This window comes from Pseudomonas sp. FW300-N2A2, assembly GCF_017351735.1.
Lineage (GTDB): Bacteria > Pseudomonadota > Gammaproteobacteria > Pseudomonadales > Pseudomonadaceae > Aquipseudomonas > Aquipseudomonas migulae.
This window is the reverse complement of record NZ_JACNDU010000012.1, coordinates 116,375-131,698: the sequence shown is the minus strand read 5'-3', so window position 1 is coordinate 131,698 and position 15,324 is coordinate 116,375. Positions and strand designations below refer to the sequence as shown.

Sequence of the window (15,324 nt, the reverse complement as noted above, 5' to 3'; positions counted from 1 at the left end):
TCCGACTTTAACGGCACATTGCCTGCAGGCCAAGGGCTATTCGTCACTCTGAAAAATAAACTTCAAAAAAGCGTCAAAGTGCTTTTTTCTGTCACATGTTTTGGAGTATTACGAAGACAGACCGCCGAAACCTGCAACACAGGTGGCGTCTCCCAAGACCCAGCTATGGATGCAGTTCACTTGAGTCCCCGCAGGTGAATTCGGCAGTCACTTCGAGGCGCAGCACCGCCAAGGTATTGCGTCGAATGGCTCCCACAAAGGTGACCGAGTATGGATGATCACGGACGTAGTTCTTCCTCCAACCAGCCAATCCTTTATGTACTCGATACCAACGTATTGATTCACGATCCAAACGCCCTGCTGAACTTCGAAGAACACCACGTCGCGATTCCGATGACCGTGCTTGAGGAGCTGGACAAGCTCAAGAGCGGGCATCACAGCGTGGCTGCGGAATGCCGTCAGGCGATTCGCCTGATCGACAAGACCCTGGGCGAAGCCAGCCCTGAAGACGTTGAGCTGGGGGTACCGATCCAGCGTGGCAAAAGTGGGCCCAAGGGTTTGCTGTCAATTCTGATGAGCAAACGTGCCGAACCGAACATCATTCTTCCCGAGCACCTGAACGACAACATCATCATCAACCAGTTGATCGACCTGCACGCGCGCGCGCCAAAGCTGCCCGTGGTGTTGGTCACCAAAGACATCAACATGCGCCTCAAGGCCCGTGCCTGCGGGATCGCGGCCGAGGACTACAGCACTGACCAACTGGTTGACGACGTTTCGCTGTTGCCCAACGGTTATCACAACATGGACGGCTCCTTCTGGGATCGCGTGAGTAATGTCGAAACCCGTCAGGACCACGGCCGCACCTGGCACCAGGTGAAGCTGACCGACAACCTGCCGGCGGTGCACATCAACGAGTTCATCATCGATGAGCAGGGCTTTGTCGGCTGGATCAAGGAGATCGACGAAGACAAGCTGCTGATTCTCGACCTGCATCAGGAACCCTTGTTGCACCAGGAAGCCTGGGGCCTGAAACCGCGTGACATCTATCAGAGCCTGGCGCTGTACGCCTTGCTTGATCCGGATATTCACCTGGTCAACCTGTCGGGTGCGGCCGGTTCCGGCAAAACCATCCTGGCACTGGCGGCGGCAATCGAGCAGACCATGGTCAGCAAGCGCTATCGCCGGATCATCGCGACGCGCAGCGTACAGGGCCTGGACCAGGAGATCGGTTTCCTGCCTGGCACCGAAGCGGAAAAAATGGAGCCGTGGCTGGGCGCTATCACCGACAACCTCGAAGCCTTGCACATGGATGACGAAAACACCCATGGCAGCGTTGATTACATCCTCAGCAAAGTGCCGTTGCAGTTCAAATCCCTCAACTACATCCGGGGTCGCAGCTTCCAGCAGAGCCTGATTTTGATCGACGAATGCCAGAACCTCACGCCGCACCAGATGAAAACCATCATCACCCGTGCCGGCGCCGGTTCCAAAGTGGTGTGCCTGGGTAACCTGGCGCAGATCGACACTCCTTACCTGTCCGCGACCAGCTCCGGGCTGACCTACCTGACTGAACGTTTCAAGGATTTCCCCAACGGCGTGCACATCACCCTGCAAGGGGTGCCTCGTTCGATTCTGGCCGAATACGCGGAATCGCATCTGTAACCCTTCACCCAAACCGGGCGGCCCTCGCGGGTCGCCCGGTTTTTTATGCCCCACACAAAACCCCCCTGTAGGAGCGAGCCTGCTCGCGATGGTGTGTCAGTCGACACCGGGGCGACTGACACACCATCGCGAGCAGGCTCGCTCCTACAAGGGAATTGGGTGACCTGATAATCGCGGGTGCAGAAGATTGACCCACGGGTTTACAATCGAGGCTCTTGATCAGGAGTAACCCTGTGCTGACTCATCTCGATTCCCAAGGTCGCGCCAACATGGTCGACGTCACTGAAAAAGACGTAACGTTCCGTGAAGCCACCGCTCAAGCGCGGGTGCGCATGCTGCCCGAAACCCTGCAAATGATCGTCAGCGGCGGTCACCCCAAGGGTGATGTGTTCGCCGTGGCGCGCATCGCCGGCATTCAGGCGGCGAAGAAAACCAGCGATCTGATTCCTCTGTGCCATCCGTTGCTGCTCACCGGCGTCAAGGTCGAACTGAGTGCCGAAGGCGACGACACCGTGCGTATCGTCGCGAGCTGCAAGTTGTCCGGGCAGACCGGTGTCGAAATGGAAGCGCTGACCGCAGCCAGTGTCGCGGCGCTGACGATTTATGACATGTGCAAGGCCGTGGATCGTGGCATGACCATCGAGAGCGTGCGGTTGCTGGAGAAACTCGGGGGCAAGAGCGGTCATTACCAGGCGGATCAGTCATGAACCTCACCGTGAAGTTTTTCGCTCGTTATAGAGAAGCACTGGGTGTCGACTCGGTGAAAGTTGAAGGTGATTTCGCCACCGTCGATGACGTTCGCGCGCTGCTGGCCAAGCGTGACGGCGCCGATGTGTTGAGCGAGCAGAACCTGATGTGCGCCCGCAACGAAGACCTCTGCCAACTCGACGAGCCGGTAAGTGATGGCGATGAAGTGGCGTTCTTTCCGACCGTGACCGGGGGCTGAACCATGGCGATTCGCGTGCAGTCCACGGCGTTCGATCCGGGGGCGGAAGTCAACGCCATGCACGCCGCCAATGTCGGCGTCGGTGCGGTGGTGAGTTTTGTCGGTTACGTGCGCGACTTCAATGACGGGCTCGACGTGGCCGGGATGTTCCTGGAGCACTATCCGGGCATGACCGAAAAGGCCCTCTGCAAGATCGCCATCGAGGCCGAACAACGCTGGCCGTTGCTCAAGCTGGAAGTGCTGCACCGCATCGGCGCCCTGGAGCCGGGTGAGCCGATCGTCTTCGTCGGCGCCGCCAGCGCCCACCGCCAGGCCGCGTTCGATGCCTGCGCTTTTGTCATGGACTACCTGAAAACCCGCGCACCGTTCTGGAAAAAAGAGAACACCCGTGAAGGCGCGCGTTGGGTGGAAGGGCGTGACAGTGATCATGCGGCGGCGGATCGCTGGAAGCATTAACCCCTGCGGCGCCTTTGAGTACGCCTTCGCGGGCAAGCCTCGCTCCTACAGGGTTTTGTGTCATACGCATATTATGTGAACGACACAAAACCCTGTAGGAGCGAGGCTTGCCCGCGAAGAGGCCATCTGCATCACCCAATACCTTCCTGACTCACCGCCCGACCACCGGACGGCACATCCGCGTTCCCCCCAATTGACGGCTCATACATAAAAGTCCAGTATGGAATTATAAGTACAAAAAAGGCGTGCCCCCGTTTCTGCTCTTTCTTCTGTCTTGCCAAACCAACAACAACCCGCGAGAGAACGAACATGAAGAAATTCCCCCTCATCACCGGTCTGGCCCTGAGCCTGTTGGCGTGCAGCACTCTGTTTGCCGCCGAGAAAACCCTGCGCATCGGCATCGAGGCGGCTTACCCACCGTTCGCGTCGAAAACCGACAAAGGTGAAATCGTCGGTTTCGACTACGACATCGGCAATGCCCTCTGCGCGCAGATGCAGGTCAAGTGCGTCTGGGTCGAAGGTGAGTTCGACGGTCTGATTCCTTCCCTGAAAGTGAAGAAAATCGACATGGCGCTGTCGTCCATGACCATCAACGAAGACCGCAAGAAGTCGGTGGACTTCACCCACAAGTACTACTTCACCTCATCGCGCCTGGTAATGAAGGAAGGCGCGGTGGTGGATGATCAGTACGCCAGCCTCAAAGGCAAGACCGTCGGCGTGCAACGTGCGACCACCACGGACCGTTATGCCACCGAGGTGTTTGAACCCAAGGGCATCACTGTCAAGCGTTACGGCAACAACGAAGAGATCTACATGGACCTGGCGGCTGGTCGCCTCGACGCCATTTTCGCCGACACCATCCCGCTGAATGACTTCCTGTCGATGCCGCGCGGCAAGGGTTACGCCTTCGTCGGGCCAGAGCTCAAGGATCCGAAATACGTGGGCGAGGGCGCCGGGATTGCCGTGCGCAAGGGCAACACCGAATTGGTCAGCCAACTGAACACGGCCATCGACGGTATTCGCGCCAGCGGCGAGTATCAGAAGATTTCCGAGAAGTACTTCAAGTCTGATATCTACGGCGACTGAGCAGCCGCATCGCCAGCAGGCTGGCTCCCACTTTGGAATGCATTCAACTGTGGGAGCCAGCCTGCTGGCGATGCGATCGTGGGATCATGCAAATCTCTGGAAACTGATCGAATTTAATCCCTTCTTAACCACCTTATCGTTTATTCCCCGACATCTGTTCCACACGCCCCGGGCTCTCCAAGGTCCGGGCCAGCGTGTAGACTTCCGGTCAATCGATATCTAGAAGGGAAACGCAATGAGCGAGGAAACGATGCGGTTGGGCCGTGAGCGGCGCTACCTGGTGTTGCTGGGCATCATCTGTCTGGCGCTGATTGGCGGCGCGCTGTACATGCAGATTGTGCTGGGCGAGGCGCCATGCCCGCTGTGCATCCTGCAACGTTATGCCTTGTTGCTGATCGCGATCTTCGCGTTCATCGGCGCGGCAATGCGCACCCGCCGCAGCATCACGGTGTTTGAAACCCTGGTGGTGATCTGCGCCCTGGCAGGCGTCGGCGTAGCCGGGCATCACGTCTATACCCAGTTCTATCCGGCGGTCAGCTGCGGCATCGATGTGTTGCAACCGATAGTCGATGGTCTGCCGCTGGCGAAGATCTTCCCGCTGGGGTTCCAGGTCGACGGTTTCTGCTCCACGCCGTACCCGCCGATCCTCGGTCTGTCGCTCGCACAGTGGGCTTTGATTGCCTTTGTCCTGGTGGTGGTGCTGGTGCCATTGCTCACTTCGCGCAACCGCAAGGCACTGCGCTGAGGTCATTCGCGGTATCGCTGCGCAACACATGAAAACGCCCCGGCCCTCGTTGAGAGAGCCGGGGCGTTTTGCCATTCAGGGCGCGGGTAAAAAGACCTTGATGCGCGACAAGAACGGGTGCGGCGCATGTGCGACATGTTGTCACAGCGCGAGTGTCGCAAGGCGTTTCAGCGTGTCGGATTGGTACGCGTAGACGCAATGAAAATGGTCTTCTGATTTCGCAACAGGCTTTAGCGCTCTCAACCTGGAACAGGCAGTTTTAACAGGCCTTGGCAAATTGCCAGAGCCCTTGTCACATGGGGGCTAAGGCAGGGTAGAGGGCAGAGGCAGAGCTTTCGATACTGTCTGAACTGCGCGTGGTAGCCCTACTTATTTTGGTGTTTTTGTTGAGAATGAATTTCGATAAGATGCCGCACTTTTGCGAAAACCGTTAATGATTGTTGCTGGAATGGATAAAAATTATTTCGGGATGAGACATGGTTTATGAATCGTTACATATCTACAATCGCCCGCACTGAATTCCCGGCACTGCTCACCCTGCTTCAGGTGCTTGAGCAGCAATAGGACGTCGAGGGGCCGGATGGCTTCATGCGACTCCTCTGGTGTCGGTGCCTTCCAACTATCCGCACCAAATGGAATTGGTCTGTAACAAGGCCTTTGACCACGAATTCGAATAAGAACTCACCGCTTGCCCAGGAATTGTCGAGCAGCGTCTGACGCGCGACGGGCGGCCCTTATTCAATCCAAGAAAATGCCAACCCTTGGCAGGGTGAAGTGTTGGCGATCAAAACCCAACTGCATTGCGCAAGCTGCTTTAGAGGTCGTGAGATGAGTAAAAACAGGTACCCCAGACTACTAGGCTTATTGCCGCTGATCGGCACGTTGTTGCTGTCAGGCTGCAACATGACCTTGCTCGATCCCAAGGGCCAGGTTGGCCTGGACGAGCGAAACCTGATCATCACCGCAACGCTGCTGATGCTGTTGGTCGTGGTTCCGGTCATCGTCATGACCTTCCTGTTCGCCTGGAAATACCGCGCGTCCAACACCGACGCCGTGTACACGCCGAAGTGGTCGCACTCCACCAAGATCGAAATCGCGGTGTGGGCTGTTCCAGTGCTGATCATCATTGCCCTGGGTTATGTCACTTACAAGTCGACCCACGCACTGGACCCTTACAAGCCGCTGGTCTCCGACGTCAAGCCAATCACCATTGAAGTGGTCGCGCTGGACTGGAAGTGGATGTTCATCTATCCGGAGCAAGGCATCGCCACCGTCAACAAGATCGTGTTCCCGGCGCACACGCCGATCAACTTCAAGGTGACTTCGGACTCCGTGATGAACTCGTTCTTCATCCCGGCGCTGGGCGGCCAGATCTACGCGATGGCCGGCATGCAGACCAAACTGCACCTGATCGCCAACCAGAACGCTGAAATGGACGGTATCTCCGCCAACTACAGCGGCGCGGGTTTCACCGGCATGAAGTTCAAAGCTATCGCCACTTCCCAGGAAGATTTCGACGCCTGGGTCAGCGAAGTCAAAAAGGCACCTAAACAGCTTGAAAAAGCTGAATACGAAGCCCTTTCCAAGCCAAGCCAGAACAACCCAGTCGAGCTCTACTCCTCGGTCACGCCGAACCTGTTCCAGATCATCGTCGACAAGTACGAAGGCATGAAACCAGGCAAGCCGATGCACCACGAGAAGAAAGAGCACGAAGTGGCCGCCATGGAAGGGATGGACATGAGTTCGCATTCAGCTGCCGGGGCAGAGGAGTAAACGATGTTTGGTAAATTAAGTTGGGAAGCGGTCCCGTTCCACGAGCCGATCGTGATGGTGACCATCGCCATGATCGCGCTCGGTGGTCTGGCGCTGTTCGCTGCAATCACCTACTTCAAGAAGTGGACTTACTTGTGGACCGAGTGGCTGACGTCGGTCGACCACAAGAAAATCGGCGTGATGTACATCATCGTTGCCATGGTCATGCTGCTGCGCGGCTTTGCCGACGCCATCATGATGCGTACCCAGCTGGCCATGGCCACCGAGGGTTCGCCTGGCTACCTGCCACCTGAACACTATGACCAGATCTTCACCGCTCACGGTGTGATCATGATCATCTTCATGGCGATGCCATTCTTCACCGGCCTGATGAACCTTGCAGTGCCGCTGCAGATCGGCGCCCGTGACGTTGCCTACCCGTTCCTGAACTCCCTGAGCTTCTGGTTGCTGGTATCCGGCGTAGTGCTGATCAACCTGTCCCTGGGCGTCGGCGAATTCGCCAAGACCGGCTGGGTTGCCTATCCACCGCTGTCGGGCCTGCAATACAGCCCTGGCGTGGGGATGGATTACTACATCTGGGCGCTACAGCTATCGGGTCTGGGTACGACGCTGACCGGGGTTAACTTCCTGGCGACCGTGCTGAAAATGCGTACCCCTGGCATGAAACTGATGGACATGCCGATCTTCACCTGGACCTGCACCTGGGCCAACGTCCTGATCGTGGCTTCGTTCCCGATCCTGACCGCTACCCTGGCACTGCTGACGCTTGACCGTTACATGGATTTCCACATTTTCACCAATGAACTTGGTGGCAATCCAATGATGTACGTCAACCTGTTCTGGGCCTGGGGTCACCCCGAGGTTTACATCCTGATTCTGCCGGCGTTCGGGATCTTCTCCGAAGTCATTTCGACCTTCTCCGGCAAGCGTCTGTTCGGCCACCACTCGATGATCTACGCCTCGGGCGCGATCTCGATCCTGGGCTTCATGGTCTGGCTGCACCACTTCTTCACCATGGGTTCGGGTGCGAGCGTCAACGCCTTCTTCGGTCTGGCGACGATGCTGATTTCGATCCCGACAGGGGTGAAGCTATTCAACTGGCTGTTCACCATCTACCAGGGCCGTCTGCGTTTCACCAGCCAGGTTCTGTGGACCCTGGGCTTCATGGTGACCTTCGCCATCGGCGGCATGACCGGCGTACTGCTGGCCATTCCGGGTGCCGACTTCGTTCTGCACAACAGCCTGTTCGTGATCGCGCACTTCCACAACGTGATCATCGGCGGCGCGGTATTCGGTTACATCGCAGGTTTCGGCTTCTACTTCCCTAAAGCGTTCGGCTTCAAGCTGCACGAAGGTTGGGGCAAGGCAGCGTTCTGGTTCTGGATCACCGGCTTCTTCGTCGCGTTCATGCCGCTCTATGTACTGGGCTTCATGGGCATGACCCGTCGTCTGAACGCCACCACCAACCCTGAGTGGGTGCCGTACCTGTACGTCGCCATGTTCGGTGCGGTGATGATTGCCGTCGGCATCGCTTGCCAGCTGATTCAGCTGTACGTCAGCGTGCGTGATCGCAACAAGCCAGAAAACATGTGCGAACACGGCGACCCGTGGAATGCACACACCCTGGAGTGGTCGACCTCGTCGCCACCACCGTTCTACAACTTCGCGGTCCTGCCAAAAGCAGAAACCATCGATCCGTTCACCGAAGCCAAGGAAAACGGTACTGCGTACAAGGCTCCGGCCAAGTACGAGCCGATCCACATGCCAAACAACACCGCGACCGGTGTGGTCATGGGTGCTCTGTTGACCGTGTTCGGTTTCGCGATGATCTGGCACATCTGGTGGTTGGCTGCATTCGGCCTGATCGGCACCGTGGTGTACTTCGTGATCCACGCTGCACGTGATGATCAAGGCTATATGGTGCCGGTCGACGTGATCGAGCGCATCGAAGCCGAGCAGCACAAGCGTCTGGTAGCGGCCGGGAAAGTTCCAGCCACCGCCACCCGTGTTGAAACCTCGTTGGAACAGGCTTAAACCATGTCGAACTTAGTGACCAATGCTGGACACACCCATGTCGATGGACATGGGCACGATGACCATCACCACGACTCGGGCGAGATGACCGTATTCGGTTTCTGGCTCTACCTGATGACCGACTGCATCCTGTTTGCATCGATCTTCGCGGCGTACGCGGTACTGGTTAACAACGTAGCGGGTGGCCCGTCGGGCCACGACATCTTCGAACTGCCTTACGTACTGGGCGAAACCGCTCTGCTGCTGTTCAGTTCGATCACCTACGGCTTCGCCATGCTGGCGTTGTTCAAGGGCAAGAAGAACCAGGTCCTGGGCTGGCTGGCCATGACCTTCCTGTTCGGCGCCGGCTTCATCGGCATGGAAATCAACGAGTTCCACGTGTTGATCTCCGAGGGCTTCGGTCCTAGCCGCAGCGGCTTCCTGTCCGGGTTCTTCACCCTGGTCGGCACCCACGGTCTGCACGTGACCAGCGGTCTGATCTGGATGGCGATCATGATGTACCAGGTGCAGAAAAACGGCCTGACGGCGACCAACAAGACCCGTCTGAGCTGCCTGAGCCTGTTCTGGCACTTCCTGGACGTGGTGTGGATCTGCGTATTCACCGTTGTTTATCTGATGGGGACTATGTAAATGGCTAACGCTCATTCCCACGATAGCCACGACGCCGGCCACGGCAGCGTCAAGTCCTACGCTATCGGTTTCATCCTGTCGGTCATCCTGACCGTCATTCCTTTCGGCCTGGTGATGTACCCATCGCTGCCGAAAGGCTTGACCCTGTGGATCGTACTGGCCTTCGCAGTGATCCAGGTGCTGGTGCACCTGGTGTACTTCCTCCACCTGGACCGTTCGGCCGCGCAGCGTAACAACGTGATTGCGTTTGTGTTCGCCGCGATCGTGATCGTCCTGCTGGTTGGCCTGTCGCTGTGGATCATGTTCAGCATCCACACCAACATGATGGCGCACTGAGGTAAATCCGGATGTCCTTGAAGCACTTTATCCAAATCACCAAACCGGGGATCATTTTCGGTAACGTGCTTTCAGTGGCAGGCGGATTTTTCCTGGCCTCGAAAGGGCATGTCGATCTGGCCATCTTCCTGGCCGCCATGATCGGCACGTCCCTGGTGGTGGCATCCGGTTGCGTGTTCAACAACTGCATCGACCGCGACATCGACATCAAGATGGAACGCACCAAGAACCGGGCGCTGGTGCAGGGCTTTGTCTCCCTGAAACTGGCCCTGGCCTTCGCGACCGTCCTGGGTGTTGCCGGCGTTGCGTTGCTGTACAAGGTGGCCAATCCGTTGGCTGCGCTGTTCGCCGTGATCGGTTTCGTCATCTACGTCGGCTTCTACAGCCTGTACCTCAAGCGCAAGTCGGTTCACGGCACGCTGGTGGGCAGTCTGTCGGGCGCGATGCCGCCGGTGATCGGCTATGTCGCGGTGAGCAACACCTTCGACATGGCTGCACTGACGCTGCTGGTGATGTTCAGCCTGTGGCAGATGCCGCATTCCTACGCCATCGCGATCTTCCGCTTCAACGATTACCTGGCCGCATCGATTCCGGTGCTGCCCGTGAAGCGCGGGATTCAAGTGGCCAAGAAGCACATCCTGATCTACATCCTGGCCTTCCTCGTGGCGACCTTGATGCTGACCTTCAGCGGTTACGCCGGCATGAGCTACCTCGCCGTCGCCGCGGCCATGGGCATGTACTGGTTGTACATGGCCTGGACCGGCTACAAGGCAGTGGATGACACGGTCTGGGCACGCAAGCTGTTCGTGTTCTCGATCTTCACCATTACCGCGTTGAGCGTGATGATGTCCCTGGACTTCAAAGTGCCGACCGAGCTGTTGCTGACGTACGCGCCTTAAGCGTCGGATGCTGTAAAGAAAAACCCCGCCCTTTGAGAGAAGGTGCGGGGTTTTTTGTTGGCTGCAGATCAACTCAAGACTTGACGGGAGGGGGAACGCAGGGCGGTTCGTTTCAAACTTCGCCAGACGCTATGAGCGACCCGGGATACCGGGTTGCGACTCATTCGACGCAAGTCTCGTTCGACCTCTCTGGTCAAGGCCTCCAGGGACGGGCTCCTGGGTTGAGGAATAGGTTCGACATGCACAGCAATGATGTTGATATCTGCTCCTTTGCGGTAATCATGGACTTCTCTTCTCTCAATTCCGGTTGCGCGCAGGCCGAACGCATTCATTACACGCTGTGTAAACCTGCCATTACCTTCGCTAGCCAAAAATCGTTCAAGCATTCCTTCCGGTGCTTGGGTAGCACGTAACGCCTCAATATTGATAACTTCCCAGTGCACAATGACTTTCGGCAAGACGCCGTAAAAATTGTTCTGCCTTGAAACCTGTTCATATTGATGCCATGTCACATCAGTAGCGTTCGGTCCATTCATTACTGGCGCGCGGAAAACTTCCATAATTCTCCAACGGCCCGGTAAATATTCATTTTTGAAACGATACTTTCTGGGTATGGACGAATCCGTGTAAGTCGACACAATGCTGTGCTCTCGATACACAGTGTGTGAGAGAGTGCTCACCACAACCTTCTGGCTTGCTGCGGCAGTATGCTCATCCAAATCTCGCCGCCTGAATGCCTTTGGGTTCTGTTGATAACCCGGCACTCCTGCGCTGGGGGAATCTTCAGAATAATCATCAACGTCTTCCGGCAGCCTGCCATCCCCATCCCGAAACCGCAGCGGATTGTTCCTGACCATCCGATACAAGTTCAGCCCATCAACATCACCTGCCGGGTCCGGATTGATCCAGCGATTGAGCCACGGCGCGTAGTAGCGCAAACCGTAGTAATAAAGCCCTGTCGCATCGCGCTCCTTACCGGAGTAACGGATTGTCTTGCCATTGGCGTGGGCCTGGCTTTTTGCCGCCCACCACGCGCTGCCGCCAAAGGGGTAATAACCCTCATGGCTGATCACCTCACCTTGCTCATCAAGTTCCAGCGCGCAGCTACCCAGGTGGTCATCGACGTTGTAGCGCGACTGCGTAACAGGCAATGCCTTGCGACCGTTCGCCCGCCAGTGCAGTCGTCTCATCCGGCTGCGCCCGGCCTGCACGGTCGCCACGTACAACTCCTCACCCTTGGCCGTGTCGCGACGGATCTCCAACCCCGGCAGGTAAAGAACCTGAGCCACATGTTCGACGGCCTTGGCCTGTTGAACGCTTACCTTGCGGGCACGCTGCCCGTCGCCATGGTAGATATACACTTCGTCGTCATTGGCACCGTCATTGCGTACCACTTGGGTAACGCGTTGCAGCTGATTGCGCGCGTCCCACGCCATGGTCTGTGCCCCATCCAGCAGGAGCATATTGCCGTTCGCATCAAAGCCCTTGTCCAGATCTGGCGGGTTCGCCTCATCGACCATGTACAGACTGCGGTTGCTGCGCAGGGCCACCTTCATTGTTCGCAGCGGGGCTTCGCCATGTTTGAGCGTGAGCAAGTTCCCGGCAGCATCATAGGTGTAGCTCTGTTTGTAGTTGCGCAGCCGGCTTGCGTCGCCTGAGCCCGGCACGACCAGTTCGGGTAAACCCGGCTGGATCGCAGCCAACACGCTTTCCCGGCCCGTTGCCTGAATCAGATGGTTCAACGTGTCGTAACGGTAAGTGCTCACGGGATCGATCTGTTGACTGTCAAACCATTGGGTCGGCTGCGCCTGATCTTCAACGCTCAACACGTTCCCCACCGGATCCTGAACGAAGTGCAGGTCTTGAAGCACCTTATCGGGTCGGGCCGCATGCAAGCGTAAAAGGCGACCGTTGTCCGCCGCATAGGTCGCTTGGCTGGTGACCCGGTTGCCTGCTGTCTGGGATTCCATCTGGCCTGATGCGTTGTAACGGATATCGGCCACCACCACTTGCTTGGCCTCTCCCTCTGGGGTGAGGCTGGAGAGGGCCAGTTGGCCTGCAATGTTGTATCGGTTGAGCTGCTCGTTACCTACCGCATCGATTTGTCTGATGACCGCGCCCACTGCATCGTGGCGCCAACGCGTGAGATACGGGGCGCCCACCTCTAACAACACGTCGCGCTCCTGCAGCAAGGCGGGCCAGTTAGGCGGTGCCAGGTCTTTCAGGAACTGCTGGGTCTGCGCAACTGCCTGCCCCAACACACCATAGTCGACGAACACCTGGGTGCCGGCGGGGTCATCGTGACGGATCAGCCGGCCGCAGCGGTTACCCGTGTCTGCCGGAATGCCATAAGTGAAGCGCTCGACGCACGCCGGGACGTCGTCCAGCAAGTGCTCATGCACAGTGACCGCGCGCAGATGGGAATCGTAAGTAGTCTGCCGGCACGTGCTCCGTCCATCCCAATTTTCCAGTAATTGAGCGTCGGTGCCGAGAAGGCTGACGCGCCATCCGGCATCTACACTTTCGAGGCTCAAAACCTGCCCGGACAGGCTGTGGGTTTTTCGCTGGTTGGGAACCTCGGACTCACCCCCCAACGCCCATAACCGCGCGTCCCATTGCGCGCGTACTCTTCCCGCAGCATCGTGAACTTGCCGTTCAGTTCGCGCCTGCGTGGGTTCGTCCACCTTCATTCGGTGATAGTCCACAGTCGCCATCAGCAATCGACGGGGATCAATGACGGTCAGGGTAGGCGTAAACCGATGAATGCTTGAAGGCATTGGAGGTCATCTCCATGGGTGGAGAGAGAAGTGTAGTTACGATGCCGAACATCGTGAGACTAATCGGGAGCGGTTTGTAATTGCTCTGGACCGGCTACCAGGCAGTGGATGACACGGTCTGGGCACGCGAGCTGATCGTTATCGCGTTGAGCGTGATGATGCCCCTGGACTTCAAAGTGCCGACCGAGCTGTTGCTGACGTACGCGCCTTAAGCGTTGGATGCTGTAAAGAAAAACCCCGCCCTTTGAGAGAAGGGGCGGGGTTTTTTATTGCCAGTATTCTGGTGGACCGAGTTGCCTGCATCGCGAGCAAGCTTGCTCCTACAATTGATCGGCGTTGCTCCACATCTTGAGCACGACACAGACCCCTGTAGGAGCAAGCTTGCTCGCGATGGCGGTGTGTCAGACGACATCAAGGCTGGATGTGCCGACCTCTTCGCGGGCAAGTCGAATCGCCGCACCGCTCGCTCCTACAGGACGGTGGTGGTCAGTTATTTACTTGGGGTCTCGAGCAACCGAAAGAACCGCTCCCGCACCTGAACGTTATCGCTGTGCGCCACGTTGAATCGCAGGAAGTGACTGGCATCCGCCGCTTTGCTGAGCAAGGTGCCGGGCGCCAGCACCAGGTCGATGTCCAGGCCTTTCCTCGCCAGCGTTTCGGCATGATGCCCTTCGGGCAATCGCGTCCAGATAAACAACCCTTCATGGGGCAGCGATGACACCGAGCAACCGGCTTCCATCAGCCAACTGCTCACCCGACTGCTCGCCTCGTAAAGCCGATCCACCGTGCGCCGGGTGTGTTTGGCGTAGCTGCCGTCACTGAGCATCGTGCAGATAATCTGCTCCGCCAGTTCCGACGTCATGCCACCGCAGGCCATTTTCAGGGTGACCATCCGTGCGGCCAGTTGCGGCGAAAGCACCGCATAGCTGACCCGACTGTTCGCCGTCAGGGTTTTGGAAAAACCGGAGACGTAACTGACATTGTCCAGCCCGCCCGCTGCCAGGCGCGGGGTCGTTCGTTGCTGCATGTCGCAATACAAATCGTCTTCGAGGATGTGAAAACCGTAACGGTGGCTCAGCTCCAGCAAGCGATAGACCTGCGCCGGGGAGAACGAGTGTCCGGTCGGATTGTGCAGGGTGTTATTGGTCATGTAGAGCACGGGCCGATGGACAATCAGCAATTGCTCGAAGGCGTCCAGGTCCATGCCGTCCGCGCCACGGGGGATGGTGATGACCCGGGCGCCGTGCAGGGCCAGGTTGGTGTGCATGGTGAAGTAACACGGATCGTCGAGCAGCACCGTGTCGCCGGGTTTGACCAGCAAGCGCATCAGCATGTCGATGGCCTGCACGGTGTTGGCCGTGGTGATGATCTGGTCCACCGGCACTTCGATGCCTAGGGTCGCCAGTTTGACCCGCAACGCTTCGCGCAGCGGCAGGTAACCGGCGGCGACGCCGTATTCGCCCATGCGCAGGGACGTTGCGCGCAGGGTGCCGCGCACGGCTTTGAGCAGTTCGTCCGCCGGTAGCCACGAGGACGGCAGAAAACCCGCACCGGGGCGCAGCGAGCCGTTGTCCTGCAGCACCGCGCGGCGGACCACGCTGAGGGTGTCTTGAGGTTGCAGGTCCGGGCCGGCATCGGTCTTGAGCGTGGCGCTGGAGCGGTGCACGTAATGCCCCGACCCCTGGCGTGAAACCACCAGACCCTTGGCGCGCAAGCGGTCCAGCGCATCCACCACGGTGGATTTGCCCACGTTCATCAACTCGGAAAGTTCGCGAATCGGCGGCAGCCGCGAGCCGTGAGGCAGCCCGCCCTGGCTGATCGCTACCGACAATTGATCGACAATCTGCTGGACCAGCGGCACACCCGGCTGGAACTCGATAGCGGCGATCACGGCACGCTGAACCTGCATTTTACTGGTCTCTCCGGCAGTAAAGTTCGTTTGATTCTATACGAACTTGCTCTGATGAAAACAAGCGA

Annotated in this window: 13 protein-coding genes and 1 pseudogene; 12 read left to right on the top strand and 2 right to left on the bottom strand. The window is 57.9% G+C overall.

The features are described 5' to 3' along the window. Positions 1–270 precede the first annotated feature (270 nt). The 11 genes from J4E42_RS17105 to cyoE all read left to right on the top strand — a co-directional run bounded on the left by J4E42_RS17105 (position 271) and on the right by cyoE (position 10,570). Positions 271–1,665, top strand: a complete 1,395-nt coding sequence (locus tag J4E42_RS17105; protein ID WP_008025381.1) for a PhoH family protein — start codon at positions 271–273, stop codon at positions 1,663–1,665. Between the two features lie 233 nt (positions 1,666–1,898). Next, positions 1,899–2,372: a cyclic pyranopterin monophosphate synthase MoaC gene (gene moaC, locus J4E42_RS17100; RefSeq protein WP_008044525.1), complete on the top strand. Its 474-nt coding sequence runs from the start codon at positions 1,899–1,901 to the stop codon at positions 2,370–2,372. Further along, positions 2,369–2,611, top strand: coding sequence for a molybdopterin converting factor subunit 1 (moaD, locus tag J4E42_RS17095; protein ID WP_008025385.1), 243 nt, complete (start codon positions 2,369–2,371; stop codon positions 2,609–2,611). Before moaC ends, moaD begins: the two co-directional genes overlap by 4 nt. 3 nt (positions 2,612–2,614) lie before the next feature. Continuing rightward, on the top strand, positions 2,615–3,067 hold the full coding sequence (gene moaE / locus J4E42_RS17090) for a molybdopterin synthase catalytic subunit MoaE (RefSeq protein ID WP_207285724.1): 453 nt from the start codon (positions 2,615–2,617) through the stop codon (positions 3,065–3,067). Positions 3,068–3,376: 309 nt separating this feature from the next. Continuing rightward, a complete protein-coding gene (locus J4E42_RS17085) occupies positions 3,377–4,153 on the top strand; it encodes an ABC transporter substrate-binding protein (RefSeq protein ID WP_008044528.1) in 777 nt (258 codons plus the stop codon). A gap of 235 nt (positions 4,154–4,388) precedes the next feature. Next, positions 4,389–4,898 carry a disulfide bond formation protein B gene (locus J4E42_RS17080; protein ID WP_032828589.1) on the top strand — a complete coding sequence of 170 codons (510 nt, stop codon included), beginning with the start codon at positions 4,389–4,391 and terminating at the stop codon, positions 4,896–4,898. Positions 4,899–5,726: 828 nt separating this feature from the next. Next, positions 5,727–6,671 carry a ubiquinol oxidase subunit II gene (gene cyoA, locus J4E42_RS17075; RefSeq protein ID WP_008025394.1) on the top strand — a complete coding sequence of 315 codons (945 nt, stop codon included), beginning with the start codon at positions 5,727–5,729 and terminating at the stop codon, positions 6,669–6,671. Between the two features lie 3 nt (positions 6,672–6,674). Then, the gene (cyoB, locus tag J4E42_RS17070; protein ID WP_008025397.1) at positions 6,675–8,705 is read left to right on the top strand and encodes a cytochrome o ubiquinol oxidase subunit I; all 2,031 of its coding nucleotides are present in this window, start codon (positions 6,675–6,677) and stop codon (positions 8,703–8,705) included. Between the two features lie 3 nt (positions 8,706–8,708). Further along, a complete protein-coding gene (locus J4E42_RS17065) occupies positions 8,709–9,335 on the top strand; it encodes a cytochrome o ubiquinol oxidase subunit III (RefSeq protein ID WP_008044529.1) in 627 nt (208 codons plus the stop codon). Beyond that, a complete protein-coding gene (gene cyoD, locus J4E42_RS17060) occupies positions 9,336–9,671 on the top strand; it encodes a cytochrome o ubiquinol oxidase subunit IV (protein ID WP_207285723.1) in 336 nt (111 codons plus the stop codon). Positions 9,672–9,682: 11 nt separating this feature from the next. Next, the gene (gene cyoE / locus J4E42_RS17055) at positions 9,683–10,570 is read left to right on the top strand and encodes a heme o synthase (RefSeq protein WP_008025400.1); all 888 of its coding nucleotides are present in this window, start codon (positions 9,683–9,685) and stop codon (positions 10,568–10,570) included. A 68-nt stretch (positions 10,571–10,638) separates the two neighbouring features. On the opposite strand, the gene J4E42_RS17050 is transcribed toward cyoE, so the two are convergent. Beyond that, positions 10,639–13,347: an RHS repeat domain-containing protein gene (locus tag J4E42_RS17050; protein ID WP_008044530.1), complete on the bottom strand. Its 2,709-nt coding sequence runs from the start codon at positions 13,345–13,347 to the stop codon at positions 10,639–10,641. A gap of 80 nt (positions 13,348–13,427) precedes the next feature. Between J4E42_RS17050 and J4E42_RS17045 the strand changes: the two are divergent. After that, positions 13,428–13,559 (top strand): annotated as a pseudogene (locus tag J4E42_RS17045) (protoheme IX farnesyltransferase); the annotation flags it as partial. A gap of 278 nt (positions 13,560–13,837) precedes the next feature. Here J4E42_RS17045 and J4E42_RS17040 read toward each other — a convergent pair. After that, positions 13,838–15,256 (bottom strand): PLP-dependent aminotransferase family protein, encoded by a 1,419-nt coding sequence (locus J4E42_RS17040; RefSeq protein WP_207285722.1) that lies wholly within the window; start codon positions 15,254–15,256, stop codon positions 13,838–13,840. Between the last annotated feature and the right edge of the window lie 68 nt (positions 15,257–15,324).

Coding starts and splice junctions, on each gene's coding strand:
- cyoD (WP_207285723.1), top strand. CDS start 9,336: ATGGCTAACGCTCATTCCCACGATAGCCACGACGCCGGCCACGGCAGC.
- cyoE (WP_008025400.1), top strand. CDS start 9,683: ATGTCCTTGAAGCACTTTATCCAAATCACCAAACCGGGGATCATTTTC.
- J4E42_RS17080 (WP_032828589.1), top strand. CDS start 4,389: ATGAGCGAGGAAACGATGCGGTTGGGCCGTGAGCGGCGCTACCTGGTG.
- moaD (WP_008025385.1), top strand. CDS start 2,369: ATGAACCTCACCGTGAAGTTTTTCGCTCGTTATAGAGAAGCACTGGGT.
- J4E42_RS17105 (WP_008025381.1), top strand. CDS start 271: ATGGATGATCACGGACGTAGTTCTTCCTCCAACCAGCCAATCCTTTAT.
- J4E42_RS17050 (WP_008044530.1), bottom strand. CDS start 13,347: ATGCCTTCAAGCATTCATCGGTTTACGCCTACCCTGACCGTCATTGAT.
- J4E42_RS17085 (WP_008044528.1), top strand. CDS start 3,377: ATGAAGAAATTCCCCCTCATCACCGGTCTGGCCCTGAGCCTGTTGGCG.
- J4E42_RS17040 (WP_207285722.1), bottom strand. CDS start 15,256: ATGCAGGTTCAGCGTGCCGTGATCGCCGCTATCGAGTTCCAGCCGGGT.
- moaE (WP_207285724.1), top strand. CDS start 2,615: ATGGCGATTCGCGTGCAGTCCACGGCGTTCGATCCGGGGGCGGAAGTC.
- cyoA (WP_008025394.1), top strand. CDS start 5,727: ATGAGTAAAAACAGGTACCCCAGACTACTAGGCTTATTGCCGCTGATC.
- J4E42_RS17065 (WP_008044529.1), top strand. CDS start 8,709: ATGTCGAACTTAGTGACCAATGCTGGACACACCCATGTCGATGGACAT.
- cyoB (WP_008025397.1), top strand. CDS start 6,675: ATGTTTGGTAAATTAAGTTGGGAAGCGGTCCCGTTCCACGAGCCGATC.